General features: G+C 71.1%; 18 protein-coding genes. 8 read left to right on the forward strand and 10 right to left on the reverse strand.

Annotated features, from left to right (window positions below; translation table 11 throughout):
* Nucleotides 1-7: 7 nt before the first annotated feature.
* Nucleotides 8-2,602 (reverse strand): ATP-binding protein, encoded by a 2,595-nt coding sequence (locus KXC43_RS08605; protein ID WP_221375430.1) that lies wholly within the window; start codon nucleotides 2,600-2,602, stop codon nucleotides 8-10.
* Nucleotides 2,603-2,881: 279 nt separating this feature from the next.
* Between KXC43_RS08605 and KXC43_RS08610 the strand changes: the two genes are divergently transcribed.
* Entirely contained in the window at nucleotides 2,882-3,679 is a 798-nt protein-coding gene (locus KXC43_RS08610) for a hypothetical protein (protein WP_221375431.1), read from the forward strand.
* Between the two features lie 73 nt (nucleotides 3,680-3,752).
* Here KXC43_RS08610 and KXC43_RS08615 read toward each other — a convergent pair whose 3' ends face one another.
* The gene (locus KXC43_RS08615; protein ID WP_221375432.1) at nucleotides 3,753-5,297 is read right to left on the reverse strand and encodes a hypothetical protein; all 1,545 of its coding nucleotides are present in this window, start codon (nucleotides 5,295-5,297) and stop codon (nucleotides 3,753-3,755) included.
* Nucleotides 5,298-5,388: 91 nt separating this feature from the next.
* Between KXC43_RS08615 and KXC43_RS08620 the strand changes: the two genes are divergently transcribed.
* From KXC43_RS08620 to KXC43_RS08645, 6 genes are all read left to right on the forward strand, one after another.
* A complete protein-coding gene (locus tag KXC43_RS08620; protein WP_221375433.1) occupies nucleotides 5,389-5,967 on the forward strand; it encodes a YciI family protein in 579 nt (192 codons plus the stop codon).
* A gap of 184 nt (nucleotides 5,968-6,151) precedes the next feature.
* A complete protein-coding gene (locus tag KXC43_RS08625) occupies nucleotides 6,152-7,819 on the forward strand; it encodes an ABC transporter substrate-binding protein (protein ID WP_221375434.1) in 1,668 nt (555 codons plus the stop codon).
* 72 nt (nucleotides 7,820-7,891) lie between these two features.
* Nucleotides 7,892-8,899 carry an ABC transporter permease gene (locus tag KXC43_RS08630; protein ID WP_221375435.1) on the forward strand — a complete coding sequence of 336 codons (1,008 nt, stop codon included), beginning with the start codon at nucleotides 7,892-7,894 and terminating at the stop codon, nucleotides 8,897-8,899.
* Complete coding sequence (locus KXC43_RS08635) at nucleotides 8,896-9,855, forward strand: ABC transporter permease (protein ID WP_221375436.1); 960 nt, start codon at nucleotides 8,896-8,898, stop codon at nucleotides 9,853-9,855. Before KXC43_RS08630 ends, KXC43_RS08635 begins: the two co-directional genes overlap by 4 nt.
* Nucleotides 9,856-9,861: 6 nt before the next feature.
* Nucleotides 9,862-10,845, forward strand: coding sequence for an ABC transporter ATP-binding protein (locus KXC43_RS08640; RefSeq protein ID WP_221375437.1), 984 nt, complete (start codon nucleotides 9,862-9,864; stop codon nucleotides 10,843-10,845).
* Complete coding sequence (locus tag KXC43_RS08645) at nucleotides 10,842-11,948, forward strand: ABC transporter ATP-binding protein (RefSeq protein ID WP_221375438.1); 1,107 nt, start codon at nucleotides 10,842-10,844, stop codon at nucleotides 11,946-11,948. The genes KXC43_RS08640 and KXC43_RS08645 overlap by 4 nt, the downstream gene beginning before the upstream one ends.
* Before the next feature lie 25 nt (nucleotides 11,949-11,973).
* Here the strand turns inward: KXC43_RS08645 and KXC43_RS08650 are convergent, their stop codons facing one another.
* Nucleotides 11,974-12,378 (reverse strand): protein kinase family protein, encoded by a 405-nt coding sequence (locus tag KXC43_RS08650; RefSeq protein WP_221375439.1) that lies wholly within the window; start codon nucleotides 12,376-12,378, stop codon nucleotides 11,974-11,976.
* Nucleotides 12,379-12,513: 135 nt separating this feature from the next.
* Here KXC43_RS08650 and KXC43_RS08655 point away from each other — a divergent pair, with 135 nt between their 5' ends.
* Nucleotides 12,514-13,809, forward strand: coding sequence for a hypothetical protein (locus KXC43_RS08655; RefSeq protein WP_221375440.1), 1,296 nt, complete (start codon nucleotides 12,514-12,516; stop codon nucleotides 13,807-13,809).
* On the opposite strand, the gene KXC43_RS08660 is transcribed toward KXC43_RS08655, so the two are convergent.
* Genes KXC43_RS08660 through KXC43_RS08690 form a run of 7 tightly spaced genes read right to left on the reverse strand, consistent with a single transcriptional unit; the run spans nucleotide 13,793 to nucleotide 19,850 of the window.
* A complete protein-coding gene (locus KXC43_RS08660) occupies nucleotides 13,793-14,062 on the reverse strand; it encodes a YciI family protein (protein WP_221375441.1) in 270 nt (89 codons plus the stop codon). The two genes, KXC43_RS08655 and KXC43_RS08660, sit on opposite strands and share 17 nt — an antisense overlap.
* Nucleotides 14,059-14,979 carry an amidohydrolase family protein gene (locus tag KXC43_RS08665; protein ID WP_221375442.1) on the reverse strand — a complete coding sequence of 307 codons (921 nt, stop codon included), beginning with the start codon at nucleotides 14,977-14,979 and terminating at the stop codon, nucleotides 14,059-14,061. Before KXC43_RS08665 ends, KXC43_RS08660 begins: the two co-directional genes overlap by 4 nt.
* Nucleotides 14,966-16,117, reverse strand: a complete 1,152-nt coding sequence (locus KXC43_RS08670) for a vWA domain-containing protein (protein WP_221375443.1) — start codon at nucleotides 16,115-16,117, stop codon at nucleotides 14,966-14,968. The genes KXC43_RS08665 and KXC43_RS08670 overlap by 14 nt, the downstream gene beginning before the upstream one ends.
* Nucleotides 16,104-16,973 carry an AAA family ATPase gene (locus tag KXC43_RS08675; protein WP_221375444.1) on the reverse strand — a complete coding sequence of 290 codons (870 nt, stop codon included), beginning with the start codon at nucleotides 16,971-16,973 and terminating at the stop codon, nucleotides 16,104-16,106. Before KXC43_RS08675 ends, KXC43_RS08670 begins: the two co-directional genes overlap by 14 nt.
* Complete coding sequence (locus tag KXC43_RS08680) at nucleotides 16,970-17,974, reverse strand: xanthine dehydrogenase family protein molybdopterin-binding subunit (protein ID WP_221375445.1); 1,005 nt, start codon at nucleotides 17,972-17,974, stop codon at nucleotides 16,970-16,972. Before KXC43_RS08680 ends, KXC43_RS08675 begins: the two co-directional genes overlap by 4 nt.
* On the reverse strand, nucleotides 17,971-19,359 hold the full coding sequence (locus KXC43_RS08685) for a xanthine dehydrogenase family protein molybdopterin-binding subunit (RefSeq protein WP_221375446.1): 1,389 nt from the start codon (nucleotides 19,357-19,359) through the stop codon (nucleotides 17,971-17,973). The genes KXC43_RS08680 and KXC43_RS08685 overlap by 4 nt, the downstream gene beginning before the upstream one ends.
* Entirely contained in the window at nucleotides 19,359-19,850 is a 492-nt protein-coding gene (locus KXC43_RS08690) for a (2Fe-2S)-binding protein (protein ID WP_221375447.1), read from the reverse strand. Before KXC43_RS08690 ends, KXC43_RS08685 begins: the two co-directional genes overlap by 1 nt.
* Nucleotides 19,851-19,857: the final 7 nt, after the last annotated feature.

The raw sequence follows: 19,857 nt of genomic DNA on the forward strand, positions 1-19,857 counted from the left end.
GCAGGTCTCAGACCGGGCAGCCCTGGTCGAGCAGGGCCGCGATCCGCGAGCGGTCCGGCAGGTCCTGCTCGATCGCGTACTCGAGCGCGACCGTCCACAGAGCACGGGCCGCCGCCGGGTCGTCGCATTCGCGGTGGGCCCGGCCGAGCAGGATCCGCAGCCGCATCGCGGTGTGCCGGTAGCCCGCCCGCTCCTGATCGTCCAGCGCGGGCAGCCCCTCGGCCAGGGCACGTTCCGGGTGGCCGGCGGTCAGGTGGGCCTCGGCGATCGCGGCGTGTCCCCAGTCGTCGCCGGTGAAGCTGCTCGTGCCGCGATCGATGAGGTTGCGCAGCGGCGCCGCCCACAACTCGGCCTCGGCGTGGCGCCCGGTGCGCGCGCAGACCAGCACCAGGGCGGCCAGCGCGTCGTACAGATCGATCTCACTGCCCGCCTCGACGGCCGCCGCATGGGCCGTGACCAGCAGCGGCTCGGCCGATGCCGGATCGCCGCTCTCGAGGTGGGTCATGGCCATGCCGACCTCGGCCGTCACGGTGAGCAGGAGGTCGCCGGTGCGGACGCCGAACGCGTGCGCCAGGTCGTCGAGCCGCAGGGCCTCGGCGTGGTTGCCGCGGATCCGTTCCACCATGGCGAGGTTGCTGACGTTGAGCCCCTCGTTGGCGGTGCTGATCGTGCCGTCGGTGCGGGCGTCCTCGAACAGTTCCACGGCCCGGGCGATGTCGCCGGTGCGGATGGAGACGTCGCCCAGGTTGCTCGCGGCCATCCGGGCCCCTCGCACCTCGCCGGCCCGCAGGTACTGCTCGCGGGCGGCGGCGAACTCGCTGCTCGCGGCGGTCAGCCGGTGCAGGTTGATGTTGGCCATGCCCAGCGCGTTGTGACAGTAGGCCCGGCCGAGGGCGTTGTCGGCCGCCTCGGCAGCCCGCAGGGCCGCACGGGCGGTGGTCAACTGGGCGACCCCCGAGCCCTGACCGAAGAGAAAGACGCTGACCGTGTAGACCAGATGCCAGCTGAACGGCGCCTCGTCGCGGTCGGCCGTGTACGCGATGGCCGCGGCCAGGTTGGCCCATTCGGTCTCGAGCCAGACAACCGCGTCCCGCGGGTCGTCGAACGTGTGCGGGACGCCGGCCGGGGCCAGCGCGCCGATGTCGTTGATGGAACGGCCGGGCACGAGGGTCTCGCGGGCCGCGTCGGCGCTGAGCAGGTAGTACGAGAGCAGCCGGTGCAGGGCCTCGCGGCGCACGCTCTCGGATTCCCGGGTGGCCTGCCGGCGAGCGTAGAGCGACAGCAGGTCGTGGCTGCGGAAACGGTCCGGCGCGTACTCCGACACCAGGTGCGCGGCGACCAGCCCGTCCAGTTCGGGCACGTCGTCGCCGAGGTCCCGGTCGAGCAGCACCGCGGCCGCCTCCCGGCTGATCTCGGGGCCGGGCACCACGCCGAGCCGGCGGAACAACCGCTGGGTCTCGGCCGGCAGGGTGCCGTACGAGATGTCGAAGGCGGCGGCGACGGCGCTCTCCGGATCGCCGACCACCTGCAGGCGGCCCAGCAGGTCGGTGCCGCGCAGCTCGCGGATCGCGTCGGCCAAGGTGTGCCGGGGCCGCGCGGCGAGCTTGGCGGCGACGATGCGCAGGGCGAGCGGCAGCCGCGCGCACAGGGCGACCAGTTCGGTCGCCGCCGCGGGATCGGCCTGCACCCGGGCCGCGCCGAGGTGGGTGGTGAGCAGACCCACCGACTCGGTCTCGTCCAGGGTGTCGAGGGTGATCCGGGCCGCGCCCTCGCGGACGACCAGGCCGGTCAGCGCGTCCCGGCTGGTGATCAGCGCGTGGCAGCCGGGACCGCTGGGCAGCAGCGGGCGGACGTGGGCGGAGTCGACGACGTTGTCCAGCACGACCAGGCACCGGCGGTCGGCCAGAACCGAGCGGTAGAGCCCGGTCTGCAGCGGCAGGTCGGCCGGGATCCGTTCGCTGGGGACGCCGAGGGACTGCAACAGCAACGGCAACGCCTCGACCGGGCTGATCGTCGGATCGCCGGAGTGCCCGCGCAGGTCGAGATAGAGCTGACCGTCGGGGTAGCGCTCAGCGATGCGGTGCGCCCAGTGCACGGCGAGGGCGGTCTTGCCCACACCCACGGTGCCGGTGATGACTGTCGCCGTGGCCTGCCCGGACGCAGCGTGCAGGGCGTCGAGGGCCTCGCGGCGGCCCGAAAACCCGACGACGTCCGACGGCAGCTGCCGGGGAATCCACTCGCGCTGCTCCGTCGGCGAAAGCGAAGCCGGCGGAAGCGAAGCCGGACGAGGGGGCGGCGCGGCCACAGCGTCCAGGCGCTCAGCCAGGGCCCGCCACGCCTGCTCCCACCGCAGGGCTTCCGACCGGTCGGCCCCGCAGGCCAGCACGATCGCGCGCACGATCTCGAGCGACGGCAGGCGGCGGCGCTGCACGCTGAACGCGTCGGACAGCGTGCTGGTGGCCACCCCGGTGCGCCGGCGCAGGGTCTCGAGCGAGGGGTTGCCGGCCCACACCTTGATGTCGCGCAACGCCCGGACGAACCCGGCGAGATCCGTCGTCCCGGCGGGCACGGGAAAGCCCCGCTCCTGTCCGGTCGTCGCCATGAGACCTCCGTTGGTCTGCCGAGCGCCCAGTGTGGGCACCCCGTCCGGGCACCCCGTCCGGGCACCCCGTCCGGGCACCCCGTCCGGATCCGGCCGGAACCGTCCGGGCGGCTGGCCGGACTCCCCTCCGGACGGCTCTGATGATCTCACCAGGACGCGAGCCCGGCGCCTGCCGGACATCGGACAGGGAGACTTTGATGACGCCAGGAAACGTCCGTGGCCAGACAGCGCGACGGCGGTCGTCGACCGCTACGCCGCCGGGGCCATCCGGAGAAACACGTGTCTGAGCTGGCCATGATGGGCGGCTTCGGTTTCGAGGTCAGCTTCAGCCCGGACGGCGAAACGCAGGCGGAGGCGCTGGCGGGGCGCATGCGGCAGGCCGCGGCCTGGATCGACCAGCAGGTCGGCCTGCCCTGGGCGCCGTCGTTGTTCGTCGTCGGGCCGGAGGACTGGCCGCGGGTCTCGATGGGCGTGCCGTACGGCATTCCGCACGTCGGTGACGACCGGATCGTCGCCGGGCTGGACGGGGGCCCGTTGTGGGAGGCGCTGCTGAGCCGGTGCGCCCCGCACGTTCCGGCTGGGGCCTGGGAGCGGCTGACCGACGTCTACGGCGACCCGCCGGACCTGCGCCCGTTCGTCGACCTGCTCGTGGTGCACGAGCTGGGCCACGTGACGCACGGCGAGTCGTGGGCGGGCGAGCCGGCCGGTCTCTGGCTCGACGAGCTCGCCTCGAACGTGATCCTGCACGGCTACGTCGAACAGGTCGAGCCTTGGTGGATGCCCAGCCTGGAGACCCTGTTCGACGTCGTCCGGGACACGCCGCGCCGGCTGTGGCCGGTGCGTGACCTGGACCGGATGGCCGACACGCTGGACGGCGACTGGACCAACTATCTGTGGTTCGAGTTCGGCCTCCAGCAGCTGGCCCGCCGGCTCTGGCACTCGGCCGGGAGCAAGGCGGTGCAGGGGCTCGTCGAGCTGCTGCGAGGTCCCGTCCGATGCCAGGAGGAGGTGCTGGGCACGATCGCCACGTACGACGCCGACGTCGCGCTGGCCCTGCGACGCTGGGCCCGCGCCTGAGCACCGGCTCACCAGCACCGCCGGCATCGACCGGGCGGTGACCTCTCGGTCCGGGAGGTCACCGCCCGGGTCGTCAGGCCTCGAAGCGGGTGCGGCGGCGCCGCGCCAGGACGAAGCCGAGGACGCCGCCGGCCACCAGGACCGCGCCGGCCCCGCCGACGAAGGCGGTCTGCGTCCCGGTGATCGCCAGGCTGCCGCCGCCTTGACCGCCGCTGCCCTCGCCGGCCGCGCCGGGGACCTCGTTGATCACGATCGCCGCGGTGTCGTTCTTCTTGTTGATGTCGCGCGAGAACCGCTCGCACTCGCACGGCGGGTTGACCTCGACGAGGCCCTTGCCGTTGGTGATGTCGCCGGTGAGCTCGACGCCGAACTTCCACAGCACCGTCGTCTTGGCCGGGAACAGCGGGGAGCTGTAGCAGACGTACTGCAGCGCCTTGGGGTTCGTCTTGACGCTGTCGTCCTCGGCCTTGGAGCAGCCCTCGGGAACGGTGACGACCTTGGTCTTGGCCGGGATGGTGACGATGACCGTCGCGGCGGCCGAGCCGGACCGGCTGGCGTCCACGGTGGCCGGGCCGTTGTTGCGGGCGCCGACCGGCAGGGTCAGGGTGTCGCCCTCGGCCCCCTTGGCGGCGGCGCCGACCGCGGCGAAGTCGGTGCCCAGCTTGCCGAGCACCTTGATCTCGATGTTCTGCCAGTTGTTGTCGGGGTCGGTGTCGGTCTGGGCCGCGCGGGCGGTCGCCTGCGAGGTCAGACCCAGCTTGCCGCCCTTGCCCGGGGCGCCGGGTCCGTCGTAACCGGCCTTCTCCAGGTACTCGAGGTAGTCCCGGTAGTCGTCGCCGGTCAGCCACTGGAACTCGCCGTACGCGCCACCCGGCGCGGCCGTGCCGGGCCGCACCTTGTACGGAAGGCTGGTCTGGTAGGTCGCGCCCGGCTGCAGGTCCTGGCCGAAGGTGCAGGCGTTGACCTGGCCGTCGCCGTACCAGCAGTTCGAGAACTGCTTGGCCGAGGCGAACGCGTAGTCGGTGTGGAAGACGATCGCCGCGCCCTTCACGACCTCTTTGCTGTTGTTGCGCACCTGGAGCTTGGCGTCGAAGCCGGCGCCGACCTTGACGCTGAGCTTCGAGTCCGGGCCGGCCGCCAGGTCGACGCCGGACGCGACGGTCACGTCGGCCGTGGTGGTGACCGGGTCCACGCCGTCGGCGCGGAAGGTGGTGGTGATCTTGCCGGTCTTGCCGAGGGCGGCCGCGGGCGCGGCGAGCTCGGCCTGGTAGTAGCCGACTGCCCCGTCCGGCCCGAGGTCGAACTCGTACGGCAGGGAACAGGTGAGCTTCGTGGCGCCGACGGCCTCGCAGTCGTCGAACTCCTCGACCTTGAACGCGACGCCGGGCAGGTCGCCCGAGAGCTCGAACGTCATCGCGGTGTTGTGGAGCACCGTCGCCTGGTTCGCGAACATGATCGGCGCGACCTGGATGCTCGCCCCGGCCGCGACGGTGACGTCGGGCAGGACAACATCGATGGTGGGCGCGGCGGCCTGGGCGGGCGCCGCGAAGGCGAAAGCCGCGGTTGCGGCGGCGGCCACAGCGCCGAAGAACAGGCGCCGGCCGAGAGAGCGGTACATGAAGGGGGCCTCCCGTGAAAATGCTTCGCTTTGGAGCCGACGCAGCATAGGCCGAACTCGATCTTCGCGCTGCCCCGCCCATACTCTGCGGGTGGACTACTTCTTCTACGGGCGCGACCGGAGCGACACCGGGCAGCTGCGGCAGCGGATCCTCGAGGAGCACTGGACGTTCATGGACCGGTTCGCCGACGAGATGATCGCGCGCGGACCGACGCTCACCGACGACCTCGAGGACGCGACCGGCAGCGTGCACATCGCCGATCTGCCCGACGCTGAGACCGTGCGGGAGTTCGCGTTCGAGGAGCCCAACTACCGCGCCGGGGTCTACCGCCACGTGCTGGTCCGGCGGTTCGTCGACCTGCTGGGACGGACGATGTGGGACTACCCCGGCCGCCGCGACGGGAGCGGGCGGCACCATCTGATCCTCGCGCACGCCCGGCCGCTGATGGACTGGCCCGGAGCCGACCGGACCGAGCCCGTCCTCGACCGCGAACGGCTCGTCGCCTTCGGACGACTGCTCTCCGACAACGGCGAGGACTGGGAGGGTACGGCCGTGATCGGAGAGTTTCCGGCGCCGGAGGCCGTCAGGGACCTGTTCGCCGCCACCGGCGCCTACGACCGGATCGAGATCCACCCGTGGACGTTCGGCGGCCGCCGCAACCAGGACTGACGCCGCCACCCCGCGGACCGCTTACCCGGCTCCGGCCGAACGCGAAGGACACGATCCGATACCAAGTAACAAAGTGATCATCGTGAATGGTTAGGGTCTCGCCAACGGTGGCCAGTCGTCACCGGGTTTGTCCGTACCCACAGGACACGGCTTTGGTCCGTACCCATAGGACGAGGTGGACAGGATGCGTGCATCAGGAAGGCTCCGGGCGGTCATCGCCGCCGGCGCCATCGCGGCGCTGACGATCGGCGCGGCCGGCTGTGCGGAAAGTGACCGCGACGGCGGCGGGGACGGCGGCACGTCCGCCGCCGGTGGCACCTTCATCTTCGCGGGAGCCGGGGACCCGAAGAACTTCGACCCGATCTTCAACGACGACGGTGAGTCGTTCCGGCCGATCCGGCAGATGTACGACACCCTCATCACCCACAAGCCCGGCACCGCCGAGCTGGTCGGCGGTCTGGCCGAGAGCTGGGAGAACGACCCGACCGGCAAGGTCTGGACGTTCAAGCTGCGCCAGGGGGTCAAGTTCCACGACGGCACCGCGCTGGACGCCGCGGCCGTCTGCGCGAACTTCGACCGCTGGTACAACATGAAGGGCGAGGCCGCCCAGTCCCAGATGATCTATTACACCGACATCTTCGGCGGCTTCGCCGGGAGCCCGGACGCCCTGTACGACAACTGCAAGGCGCAGGACGCCGGCACCGCGGTCGTGACGATGAAGCGGTACAAGGGCGCGTTCCCGGGCGCGTTCACGCTCACCGCGTTCTCCATCGCCAGCCCCGAGGCGATGAAGAAGCACGGCTCCGACACGGTGACGCAGAACGGCGACTCGTTCTCGTACAGCGCGTTCGCCAACGAGCACCCGACCGGCACCGGCGCGTTCACGTTCGGCGGCTGGAACAAGGCCACCGGCGAGATCACGCTGAACAAGAACCCCGACTACTGGGGCGACAAGGCCAAGGTCGACAAGATGATCATCAAGATCATCAAGGATGAGAACACCAGGAAGCAGGAGCTACGCGCGGGCACGGTGCAGGCGATCGACTTCCCGGCCCCGGCCGACCGCAAGGCGCTGGCCGGCGAGGGTTACAAGGTGCTCGACCGGCCCGCCTTCAACATCCTCTACCTGGGCATCAACCAGAAGAACCCGAAGCTCAAGGACCTGCGCGTACGCCAGGCGATCGCGTACGCCCTGAACCGGGCCCAGCTCGTGCAGACCAAGGGCCCGGGCGGTTCCGTGGTGGCCGACGAGTTCCTGCCCAGCACGGTCTCCGGCTACGCCCCGGACGTGCAGAAGTACGAGTACAACGTCGAGAAGGCCAAGCAGTTGCTGTCCGAGGCGGGTGCGACCGGCCTGACGCTGAACTTCTACTATCCGACCGAGGTGTCCCGGCCCTACATGCCGAACCCGCAGGAGATCTTCACCGTGCTCGCCAACGACCTGCAGGCGGCCGGAATCAAGGTCAACGGCGTCCCGCGGCCGTGGAACGGCGGCTTCAAGGACGACGTGCAGCAGTTCGGCAAGCAGGACCTGCACATCCTGGGCTGGACCGGCGACTACAACGACCCCGGCAACTTCGTCGGCACGTTCTTCGGCCGGGCCAAGGCCGAGTTCGGCGACGACGCGATGACCGAGATGTTCGACGCCATCGGCAAGGCCGACGCGACCGTCGACCAGGCGGCCAAGAAGACCGCGTTCGAGCAGGTCAACCGCGACCTGGCGGCCAAGTGGCTGCCCGCCGTGCCGATCTGGCACGCCCCGCCGGCCCTGGTCACCACCAAGAACGTCGAGGGCCTGGTGCCGAGTCCGCTCACCGCTGAGGAGTTCAACACCGTCTCGCTGACCAAGTAACAGCGGGCGCAGCCGCCGGCCCGGACCTCGTCAGGTCCGGGCCTCCGGCGCGGACATGCGAAGGACTTCCTCATGGTGAGAATCATCTCGCGCCGTCTGATCCAGCTGGTCGTCACGTTGCTGGCCCTGATGACGCTGGTCTTCTTCTGGCTGCGCAGCCTGCCCGGCGGACCGGTCGACGCGCTGCTGGGCGAACGCGCGACCCCGCAGACCCGCGAGTTGCTGACCCGGGCCCTCGGTTACGACCAGCCGATCTGGGTGCAGTACGGCCGGTTCCTCAAGAACGTCGTGACCGGTAACTTCGGCAACTCCATCCGCACCGGCGAGCCGGTGACCGACGTGATCAGCCGGGCCTTCCCGGCCACCGTGGAACTGGCCCTGGCGGCGATCATCATCGCGATCGGGCTGGGCGTCCCGCTGGGCTATCTCGCGGCCCGGCACCGCGGGCGGCTGCTCGACAACGCGACCATCATCGTCACCCTGATCGGCATCTCGATCCCGATCTTCTTCCTGGGCTACCTGCTCAAGGACTGGCTGACCCAGGGCGTGCACGTCTTCCCGCCCTCGGGCCGGATCAGCACGGGCCTCGACAACACCGACGTGACCGGCTTCTTCGTGCTGGACGGACTGCTGACCCGGGAGCTCGACGCCTCGGCCGACGCCCTCTGGCATCTGGTGCTGCCGGCCCTGACCCTGGCCACGATCCCGCTGGCGATCATCATCCGGATCACCCGGGCCAGCGTGCTCGACGTCCTGGACGAGGACTACATCCGCACCGCCGACGCCAAGGGCCTGCGCAGCCCCACGATCCGCAAGCGGCACGTGCTGCGCAACGCCCTGCTGCCGGTGGTCACCATCATCGGCCTGCAGACCGGCGCGCTGCTGGCCGGCGCGGTGCTGACCGAGAAGGTCTACAACTGGGGCGGCCTCGGCACGCTGATCACCGACTCGATCAGCGGCGGCCGCGACTACCCCGTGCTCCAGGCTCTGATCCTGCTCGCCGCGGCCGTCTTCGTCGTGGTCAACCTGGTGGTCGACCTCTCGTACGCGGTCATCGACCCGAGGGTGCGTGTGCGATGAGTAGGCCCGGAGGAATCTCCACCCTCGCCGACCACAAGCGGCGGCGGATCGACGAACTGATCGCCCGCACGGCCGAGCCGGGCGGGGTCAGCCTGATCCGGGACGCCGGCCGCCGCCTGCTGCGCAATCCGACCGCGATCGTCGGCGCCGTCATCATCCTGCTGTTCCTGATCATCGCGATCTTCGCGCCGCTGGTGGCGCCGCACGACCCGGTGCAGCGGTTTCCCGAGCTGACCAGGGACCTGACCGTCGACAGCATCCCGGGCGCCACCGCCGGGCACCCGCTGGGCAGCGATCCGCTCGGCCGCGACTTCGCGTCCCGGATGATCTACGGCGCCCGGCAGACGTTGTTCGTCGGCGTCCTCGCCACGCTCATCGGCCTGCTGCTCGGCGTGCTGTTCGGCGCCCTGGCCGGAGCGTTCGGCGGCTGGGTCGACGCGCTGGTCATGCGGCTGACCGACGTCATGCTGGCCCTGCCCAGCCTGCTGCTGGCGATCACCCTGGTCGCGCTGGCCAGCCGATCCACCCAGTGGACGGTGATCATCGCGGTCGCGGTGGTCAACGTGCCCATCTTCGCCCGGCTGCTGCGCGGGTCGATGCTGGCGCAACGCGAGAGCGATCACGTGCTGGCCGCCCGCGCGCTGGGCGTGAAGCGGCGGGACATCGTGCTGCGGCACATGCTGCCGAACTCGCTCACCGCGGTCATCGTGCAGGCCACCCTGACCTTCGCGGTGGCCATCCTGGACGCGGCCGCGCTGTCGTTCCTGGGCCTCGGCGACCCGGACATCAACCGGGCCGAGTGGGGTCTGATGCTGGGTGTGGACGGCGTGCGCTATTTCGAGGTACGCCCGGAACTGGCCTACTACCCGGCCCTGGCGATCATCGTCGTGGCCCTCGGCTTCACGCTGCTCGGTGAGAGCATCCGTGAGGCGCTCGACCCGAAGAACCGGCGGTGATCAGACATGCCTCTGCTCGACGTACGTGATTTGTCGGTCGTCTTCCAGCGCAAGGGCACCGCACCGGTCCGGGCGGTGGACGGCGTGAGCTTCACGGTGGAACCCGGCCAGACGGTCGGGCTGGTGGGCGAGTCCGGCTGCGGCAAATCGGTGACCAGCCTGGCGATCATGGGCCTGCTCCCCCGTCGCGGCAACAAGGTCACCGGTGAGGTGCTCTTCTCCGACACCGACCTGCTCAAGCTGCGCCCGCGCGACCTGCGGGACTGGCGCGGCCGGGACATCGGCATGATCTTCCAGGACCCGCTGTCCTCGCTGAACCCCGTGATCCCGCTCGGCGTGCAGGTGGCCGAGGTGCTGGAACGCCATCAGGGCCGCACCCGGCAGGCGGCGCTGAAACAGGCGCGCGGGCTGCTCGACGCGGTCGGCATCCCGGACCCGGCGCGGCGGCTCAAGGAGTTCCCGCACCAGCTCTCGGGAGGCATGCGGCAGCGGGCGCTGATCGCGATCGCCCTGGCCTGCAAGCCGCGCCTGCTGATCGCCGACGAGCCGACCACGGCCCTCGACGTGACCATCCAGGCGCAGATCCTCACGCTGCTCAAGGAACTGGTCGACGACTCCGGCACGGCGCTGGTGATGATCACTCACGACCTGGGGGTGGTGGCCGGGCTGTGCGACACGGTCAACGTGCTGTACGCGGGCAAGGTGGTCGAGCGGGCCCACCGCCACGACCTGTTCGCGGAGCCCCGGCATCCGTACACCCATGGTCTGCTGCAGTCCGTGCCCCGCCTGGACGCCGACCGCGGCGAGCGGCTGCACCAGATCCGGGGCTCGGTCAGCGACAACATCCCCTGGTCGGAGGGCTGCGCCTTCGCGCCGCGGTGCGACCGGGTGATCGACGACTGCATCGGCGACACGGTGCCCCTCGAACCCACCTACCGCGCCGGCGCGCTGCGGTGCACGAACCCCGTACCGAAGGAAGTGCCGGTATGAGCGACGCCCTGGTCGAGATCGACGATCTCAAGGTCCACTTCCCGATCAAGAGCGGACTGCTTTTCGACCGTACGGTCGGGTACGTCTACGCCGTCGACGGCGTGTCCCTGAAGATCAGCCGGGGCGAGACCTACGGCCTGGTCGGCGAGTCCGGCTGCGGCAAGTCGACATTGGGCCGGGGCCTGCTGCGCCTGGTCGAGCCGACCAGCGGCAGGATCACCTTCGACGGCACGGACGTCCGGGCCCTCAGCGGCGAGCGGATGCGCCTGTTCCGCCGGCGCATCCAGATGGTGTTCCAGGACCCGATGTCCAGCCTCGACCCGCGGCAGTCGGTGGAGTCGCTGCTCGTCGAGGGTCTCAAGGCGCAAGACCTGCACCGGAACAAGGCCGAGGCGCAGAAGCGGCTGCGGTCCACACTGGATTCGGTCGGCCTGCCCGCGTCGGCGCTGACGAAGTATCCCCACGAGTTCTCGGGCGGCCAGCGCCAGCGGATCGGCATCGCCCGGGCCCTGGTGCTCGGGCCCGAGCTGATCGTGGCCGACGAGCCGGTGTCCGCCCTCGACGTGTCGATCCAGGCCCAGGTGGTCAACCTGCTCGGCGACCTGCAGGACTCGCTCGGGCTGACCTACTTGGTGATCGCGCACGACCTGGCCGTCATCCGGCACATCTCCGACACCATCGGCGTGATGTATCTGGGTTCGCTGGTCGAGGAGGCGGACGCCGATCAGCTGTACGAGCGTCCCCTGCACCCGTACACCCGGGCCCTGCTCTCGGCCGTGCCCATCCCCGACCCGCGGGTGGAGGACAGACGCGAGCGCATGCTGCTGGTCGGCGACCTGCCGTCCCCGGCCGATCCGCCGAGCGGCTGCCGCTTCCGCACCCGCTGCCCCTGGTCCCAGACCCGCTGCGCCGAGGAACGCCCGGTACTACGCGTCTTCGACGACTCCGGTCAGCGCGTGGCCTGCCACTTCGCCGAACAGATCCACAGCGGCGAGCTGACCCCGCACGAGGTCCGTGCCGAACTGGTCCGCCCCGGCGCCGACGCCGCGCCGGCCGTGGACAACGAACTCATCCCCACCCGAACCGACCTGCCCACGCAGTAGCCGGACACCGTCATCGTCTGTCGCCTCACGCGGCCTGGTGCAGGGCGGCCCGGACCTGGTCGAAGCCGCCCTGGTCGGGCGGGTTCATGAGGGCGTCGATGGCCGGGCGCAGCGGGCCGGGCCGCCCGGCCACCGCCGCGAACAGGGTGGCGCCCAGCGAGAGCAGGTCGCCCGTGCGGGTCGGTTCGGCGGCGCCGCCCTCGGCGGTGAGCAGCAGGACCGCGCGGTCGTCGGCGAACAGTTGGACGGCGCCCGGCTGCACGTTGCCGTGGACGACGCCGGTCGCGTGGGCCGCTTCGAGGGCGTCCAGCAGTTGCAGGCCGATCCGGCGCACCTGGCCCACCGGCAGCCGCCCTTCCGCACGGATCGCGTCGGCCATCGTGCGGCCTCGGAGCGCCTGACGCTCCGGCACGTACGCAACAACTGTCATGCCTTGACGATCCCGGCTGCCGGACCTCCTGTCGTCACGGCAGGCACCCAACCCTCGTACCGGCTAGCCGGTACGAGGTGACGCACGCCACAGCGATCGGAGATCCGTCAGCCGATGGCCGGCGTCTTAGGTGTTGTGAGCCGAATCCTGTTCATCGAACTGCGCCGCACCCCGGCCCTCTGGTCGGCGCTGGCGCTACTGGCCGCGGGAACCGGGTTGCTGTACAACGCCCCCGAGCGATGGACCTCCGGCTACATGATCCTGGCGCTGGACCAGCGGTGGTACCTCTCGGTCTTCCTCGGGCTCGCCATGGCGACCGGGGCCGCGCAGGGACGCCGGGATCACCGGTCCCGGGTCACCGAGATGTTCGCCGGTGTGGCACGCCCGCGCCTCCAGCAGGCTGCTCCCCTCCTTCTGGTGTACGGCTCGACGGTCGCTGCCGCGTATGCCGGCGCCACCGGCCTCGCCGCCCTCCGCCTCGCCGGCACCGCGGAGTATCTGCGGGCTGGGGCCTTCGCCGGCGTGGTGGCTGTCGGCGCGGTGGCGATGGTGGCCGCGGCCTGGTTCGGCCTGGCGGCCGGCCGGCTGCTGCCGTACCTCGTGACCGCTCCGCTCCTCGCGATCGCCTCGTTCGCCTCGCCGCTGGTTGCCCGTGGGATCACCGGTGGCCGGGAGTGGCTGAGCACGCTCCTGTTCCCCTCGTACGGCCTGGGCGGCGGCTCCGAGTTCGACACCATGCCCGGCCGGTTCAGCCTCGCCCAGCTGCTCTACCTGACCGGTCTGGCCGCCGGCGCCGCGCTGTTGTTCGCCGCCGCCCGTTGGCGCGCCCGGCTGGTGGCCCTGCTGCCCCCGCTCCTCGGCGCCGCCACCGCGGTGCTGGTGCTGCAGGGCGGATCGGCCTTCGTCAGGAACCCGATCGACCCGGACGCCCGCGAGCTGGTCTGCACTGCGGACGCCCCGCAGGTCTGCGTGGCCCGGATGCACAGCGGCGTGCTCGACGAGGTGACGCCCCCGGCCCGCGCGGCGCTGGCGCGGCTGGCCCGGCTGCCGTACGCTCCGAGCCGGGCGGTGGAGTACCTCGACCGCGAGGACAGGGTCGTCGACCAGTCGGCCGACGTCGTGCTGATCCCCCTGTCCATCGGCGACGACGGCCACGCGCTGGATGCCGGGAAGCTCGAGGGATACATGGTCCGCAACCTGGGTGTGGTCCCGTTCGTCTGCCCCGACGAGGCGCCCGGGACAGACCGGGCCGTGGTCGAGGCCGCGTCCGCCTGGCTGCTCGGCACCGAACCGGAGCAGCCGGAAGCCCGGTCGCTCCGGCAGCGGCTGACGAAGCTGGACGAGCGGGAAGCGGCCGCGCGGGTCGCCGCCGTCCGCCGGGCGATCCTGGCCTGCGAGCCCGGCGACGGCCTGCTCACAAGCCGACGGTGATCTTCCATTCCTTCAGCTCGCGGTCCCTGGTCACGCCGTGCCGGGTGTACGGGTCCCGCTCGACCAGGGCCTGGGCGGCCTCGGCGTCGGCCGCGGTCAGCACGATGATGCCGCCGCTGAGGTCGGCCAGCGGCCCGGCCAGCAGCAGCGAACCCTCCGCCTGCAACTTGGCCAGGTGTTCCAGGTGCTCGGGACGCCGCTCGGCGCGCTCCGGGGTGTCGTTGTATCCGTAGGTGAGGATGAAGTGGCTCATTGTCCTGTCCTTTCCGCGGTGGTGAGGCCGTAGACCCGGCGGGCCGTACGGGAGAAGACGTCGGCCTGTTCTTCGTCGGTGCGCTGCCGCAGGGCCTGTCTCCACGCGCCGGTCAGCTCGGCGGCGTTTGTCCACAGTGTTTCGATGGGCAGGTTGGTGCCGAACATGGCGCGGGCCGAGCCGAACTGGTCGAGGACCTCGTCGGCGACGAGACGGATCAGCTCGGGGTCGACGCGGTGGACGAAGGTTCCCTGGCCGGTCAGTTTGACGACGACGTTGGGCCGGGCCGCCAGTTCCCGCAGGCCGGCCCGCCACTCGGCGACGACGGCGGGGTCGGTGTGATCGGTGAGCATCCCGGCGTGCACGAGGACGAACGTCACGCCGGGATGATCCGCCACCAGGGCCGCGGCGTCGTGCATCTGCCCGGCGAACACCTGCAGCTCGAAGAGCCAGCCGAGATCGCGCAGGGCGGCGATGTTGCGCCGGAACACCGGGTCCTTCATCCGGTCGGGCCCGTCGGCGAAGCGGAACTCCGGACGCTCGTGCCAGTGCAGCTGCAGGCGGGTGCCGACCACGAGCGGGCTGATGGCCTGCTGCTGCCGCATCACCTCGACGGCGTTCCCGGCGAACAGGTCGGCGCTGCCCACCACGGCCATCGGCCAGCCCGTCCGCTCGTGCAGACCGGCGACCCAGCGAACCTCGTCGACCACCCTGTCCAGGGGCCAGTTCGGCTGTACGTACACCGAGGCGTCGATGCCGGCCGAGCGCGCGTCGTCCACGTACTCCTCGATCGGGTAGTCCCGCCGGATCGGTTCGTACGGACCGAAGATCCGCGGGACCATCGGCCCGGACAGCCACGGCATGTCGGCCTGGCGCCAGACGTGGTGGTGGCAGTCGACGATGTCACCTTCGTACATGGGCGAGCCCTTCCCGAACGGCGGTGAGCGCGGTTCCGAGGTCGCGGACCCCGGTCAGCGAGTCGAGGTCGGCCCGCACCGCCGCCATCGCGCGGGTCAGCGGCCGGTAGTCCGGCTCGCAGGCGAGCGGCGACCACCAGCGCAACCGGTGGGCCAGCTTCGACAGCCGGCGCGTGGCCTCGACCATCGCCGTGCAGTCGCCGCGTTCGAGCCCGTCGGAGAGGACGAGGACGAGAGAGCCGCGGGACATGGTCACGAAGCGCGCGCTGCCGAGAAACGTCCGCAGGCTCTCGCCGATCCGGGTGCCGCCCTCGGCGTCCAGCACCAGCGGGGTCAGGGCGGCGAGGGCGGCGTCGGTCTCGGGGGTACGCAACGCGGACGTGACCCGGGTGAGCCGGGTGCCGAAGGTGAAGACCTCGGCCCGGTCGCAGGCGGCGACCACGGCGTGGGCGAAGCGCAGGTAGTCGGCGCTGTACTGCTTCATCGAGCCGGACACGTCGACGAGCACCAGCACGCGGCGCTCCCGGGGCGGGCGGTGCCGCCAGTGCAGCCGCACGATCTCGCCCTGCGTACGACGGGAGTCGTGGAACGTGGCGCGCAGGTCCACGCGTTGCCGGCGGCCACCGGGCCGGTTACGCCGCGACCGGATCGTGGGCACCGCCCGGGGCAGCTCGCGACAGATCTGCCGCAGGACCTCGCGGGCGCCGGGTACGGTGGCGGCGAACCGGACCGGGGACTCGGGACTGAACCGGCCGGCGGCGAGACCGGACCGGCCGCCGTCCTCGAGAACGGCGTCGCCGGCTTCGCGGTCACCCGGGACACCCGTCGGTTCGTTGTCGTCCTCCGGTGGTCGCTCGGGCGGATCGACGAGCACGAGGGCATCGGCGGCCGTGCCGAAGAACTGCTGGAACACCTCGTCGTAGACGGGTCGGTCGGCTTCGGCGGTGGTGAGGGTGGCGGCGCCGATCCAGTACAGCTGCCCGGTGGTTGCGGGCGGCATCAGCTGCACGGCAGCGAAGAAGTCGACCCGCTTGGTGGCCGGAACGCCGATCCCCCGGGCGTGCAGCTGCCGCAGGAAGGCGTGGAGGTGGTCCTCGACGCGCGACACCAGCCGCCGGTCCTCCTCAGGCGGGGTCATCGCCGAAGACCTCGGTGGCGTGGGCCAGAACCAGGGCGACGTCCTCTTCATTCTTCAGAACCAGGCCGAGCGAGGCCCGCAGAGCGTCGTTCTCGCCCGCTCCGTCGTCCATCAGCGTCCGCGAGCCCTGCGCCCACGCGATGGCCTCGGCGATGCCCGGTCGCTTCAACGGGCCCAGCGACCGGATGACGTTGACCGAGCGCACCAGCCGGGCGGCACTGCGCGCGCCGAGCCCGGGCGCCTGCGCCTCGATGATCGTGCGCTCGCGTTCCGGGTCGGGGAACGGGATCCAGTGGTAGAGGCAGCGCCGTTTGAGGGCGTCGTGCAGCTCCCGGGTGCGGTTGGAGGTGAGCACCACCAGCGGCGGCACGGCGGCCGTGATCGTGCCGAGCTCCGGGATCGAGATCTGGAAACCGTCGAGGAACTCGAGCAGGAACGCCTCGAACTCGCTGTCGGCGCGGTCGATCTCGTCGAGCAGCAGCACGGCGCCGGCCCGGCTGCGCAACGCGCGCAGCAGGGGTCGTTCGAGCAGGAACTCGCTCGCGTAGAGGTCGGCCACCGGGGTGCCCCGCACCTCGGCGGTGCGCAGGCTCAGCAGTTGCTTCGGGTAGTCCCACTCGTACAGGACCTGCGAGACGTCGATGCCTTCGTAGCACTGCAGCCGGATGAGGTCGCGACCGAGGGCGTCGGCCAGCACGTGCGAGATCTGCGTCTTGCCGACGCCGGGCTCCCCCTCGAGCAGCAACGGCCGGCCGAGCGCGATCGCCAGCCGCACGGCCGTCAGGAGGCCTTCATCGGCGAAGTAGCGCCGCTGTTCCAGGTGCCGGTTGAGGGTGTCGCGATCCGGCGCCCTCATGCGCGAAGGGCGTCGAGGCCGCGCAGGATCGACTCCGGGGTGAACGGCATCGTCGTCAACCGCACGCCGCACGCGTCGAAGATGGCGTTGGCGATCGCCGGGATGGGAGCGTTGGCCGTCATCTCGCCGATGCCTTTGGCGCCGAACGGCCCGTTCGAGGCCGGGCGCTCGAGGATCACGCTCGACTGCACGGGGATCTCGGCCGGGCCGGGCATCAGGTATTCACAGAAGTCCACCGGCCCGTGGTCGCGCGAGGCCGGGTAATACGGCTCGGTCGACTCGAACACGGCGTGCGAGACGCCCATCCAGCCACCGCCCTCCACCTGCTGGGCGGCCATCGCGGGGTTGAGGGCCCGGCCCACCTCGTACGCGTTGTGCAGGCTCAGGACGGTGGCCACGCCGGTCTCGTCGTCCACCTCGACCTCGGCCACGGTGCACGCGTGGGCCTGGCACGAGTCCGGGTCCATCTCACCGGTCTCGGGGACCGGATAGTTGCGCTCCTTGAGATAGATGCCCCGCCCCGAGATCGTCCGGCCCTGCTTGAAGTGGGCGGCCAGCGTGACGTCCTGGATGTGGATCTTCGTCTCCGGGCTGCCCTTGAGCCGGACGAAGCCCGTGCCGTCGGTCTCCAGGTCGTCCGCGTCCGCCTCCAGCTCCTCCGCCGCCACCGCGAGCATCACGTCCCGCGCCTCGCGGGCGGCCATGATGACCGCGTTGCCGATGCGGTGCGTGCCCCGGCTGGCGAAGGTGCCCATGCAGTGCGGGCCGGTGTCGGTGTCGGCGGTGTCGACGATGACGTTGGCCATCGGCATGCCCAGCGTCTCGGCCGCGCACTGGGCGACGACGGTCTTGAGCCCCTGACCGAGGTCGACCGACGACAGGCTGATCACGAAGCCGCCCATGGTCGTCGCGTGGATGAGCGCCTGGGACGGGTCGCCGCCCAGGTTCATGCCGGTGGGGTAGTTGACCGACGCGTACCCGCGGCCGCGCAACAGCGTCATGCCTTTTCTCCTCTCGGCGTGGTCGAGGTCAGGGCCAGGTATTCGTCGGGCAGCTCGTGGCCGACCAGGGCGGCCGCGCGCTGGATGACCTCGATCAGGGCGGTGCCCTCGGCGACCTTGCGGTGGGCCTTGAGGTCGCCGTCGCGGTAGGCGTTGCGCAGCCGGAACTGCAGCGGGTCGAGGTCGAGGGCCCGGGCGATCCGGTCCATCTGGGACTCCAGGGCGAAGTCGGCGATGGTGACGCCGAAGCCGCGCATCGCGCTCGACGGCGTGCGGTTGGTGTAGACGCAATGGCAGTCGGCGTAGACGTTCGGAATCGTGTACGGGCCGGGCAGATGGGCACACGCCTTGGTCGTGCCGTAGGGCGAGTGCCGCGAATAGGCGCCGGCGTCGACGTAGAGCATGACCTTGCGGGCGAGGATGCGCCCGTCGTTCGTGACGCCGTCCTTGATGTAGATGCGCTCGGCCGCCCGGGGCGAGGAGACCTGCATCTCCTCCTCGCGGGTGTAGACGAACTTGACCGGCCGGTTCGTGAGCGTCGCCGCGATGCAGGCCAGCGGCTCGACCATGACGTCCACCTTGCCGCCGAAGCCGCCGCCGACGGTGCCGCCCTTCACCTGCAGGTCGGTGAACGGCCGGTCGAGGATCAGGGCCGTGTTGTCGAGCGTGAAGAACGCGGCCTGGGTGTTGCTGTGGATGAGGAGGCGGCCGCTGCTCTGCGGTACGACGATGCAGCCGGTCGTCTCGGTCGGCGCGTGCTCGATGGGGGCCGAGCTGTAGCGCCACTCGAAGATGCGGTCGGACTGCGCGAAGCCCCGCTCGACGTCGCCGAACCGGAGCCGGCGCGCGTGGTGCCCCTCGTAGACGAAGTAGTTCGTGCCGGCCTGCTTGATGACGGGCGCGTCCGGGGCCAGCGCCTCCTCGACGTCGAACACCGCCGGCAGCTCGGTGTAGCCGACCCTGACCCGCGCGGCGCCCTCGATCGCGGCCGCCTCCGAGTCGGCCACCACCGCGACGATGGGCTCGCCCTTGTAGAGCACCCGGTCCTCGGCCAGCACCGGCTCGTCGTTGGGCTCGATGCCGATCAGCCGCAGCACGACGTACCAGTTCGACGGCACGTCCCGATGGGTGATGACCCGCAGCACGCCGGGGACCTTCAGCGCCTCCGAACAGTCGACGCTGTCGATCCGCGCGTGATGGTGCGCGGAGCGGTGGATCTTGACGTGCGCGAGGTCCGGGAAGGTCCGGTCCTCGAAGAATTCCGTACGCCCGGTGACGTGCCCCAGCGCGTCCGAGCGCTGCACCGTGGTGCCGATGACGGTGAAGTCGCCGGCCTTGCGCTCGTCCTTGAAGTACTCGGTGTCGATCGGGTTGACGCGCGGCATCAGAGCTTCGCCCCCTCGCCGGCGCGCGACCGCCGGCGCGCGGCGGCGTCGAGGACGGCGCTGACTATCGGCTCGTAGCCGGTGCATCGGCAGACGTTGCCGCTGATCGCCTCGTTGACCTCGTCGCGGGTCGGGTCCGGGTTGCGGTCGAGCAGCGCCTCGGCCGACATGATCATGCCGGGCGTGCAGAAGCCGCACTGGGTGGCGAACCCGTCGAGGAAGGCCTGCTGCACGTCGCTCAGCACCTGACCGTCGGCGAGCCCCTCGATCGTGGCGATCTCGGCGCCGTCGACCGTCACCGCGGGCACCAGGCAGGACACCACGGGCTGCCCGTCCAGCAGCACGGTGCACGAGCCACAGGCGCCCTGAGCGCAGCCCCGCTTGGCGCCGGTCAGGCCGAGTTGCTCGCGCAATGCGAGCAGCAGCGTCGTCCCGGGCCGGGCGATGAACGCCTGACCGGCCCCGTTGACCCGGAGGCTCACGATCTTCACCGGCGAC

It is taken from the genome of Paractinoplanes polyasparticus, from assembly GCF_019710575.1.
GTDB classification, from domain to species: Bacteria; Actinomycetota; Actinomycetes; order Mycobacteriales; family Micromonosporaceae; genus Actinoplanes; species Actinoplanes polyasparticus.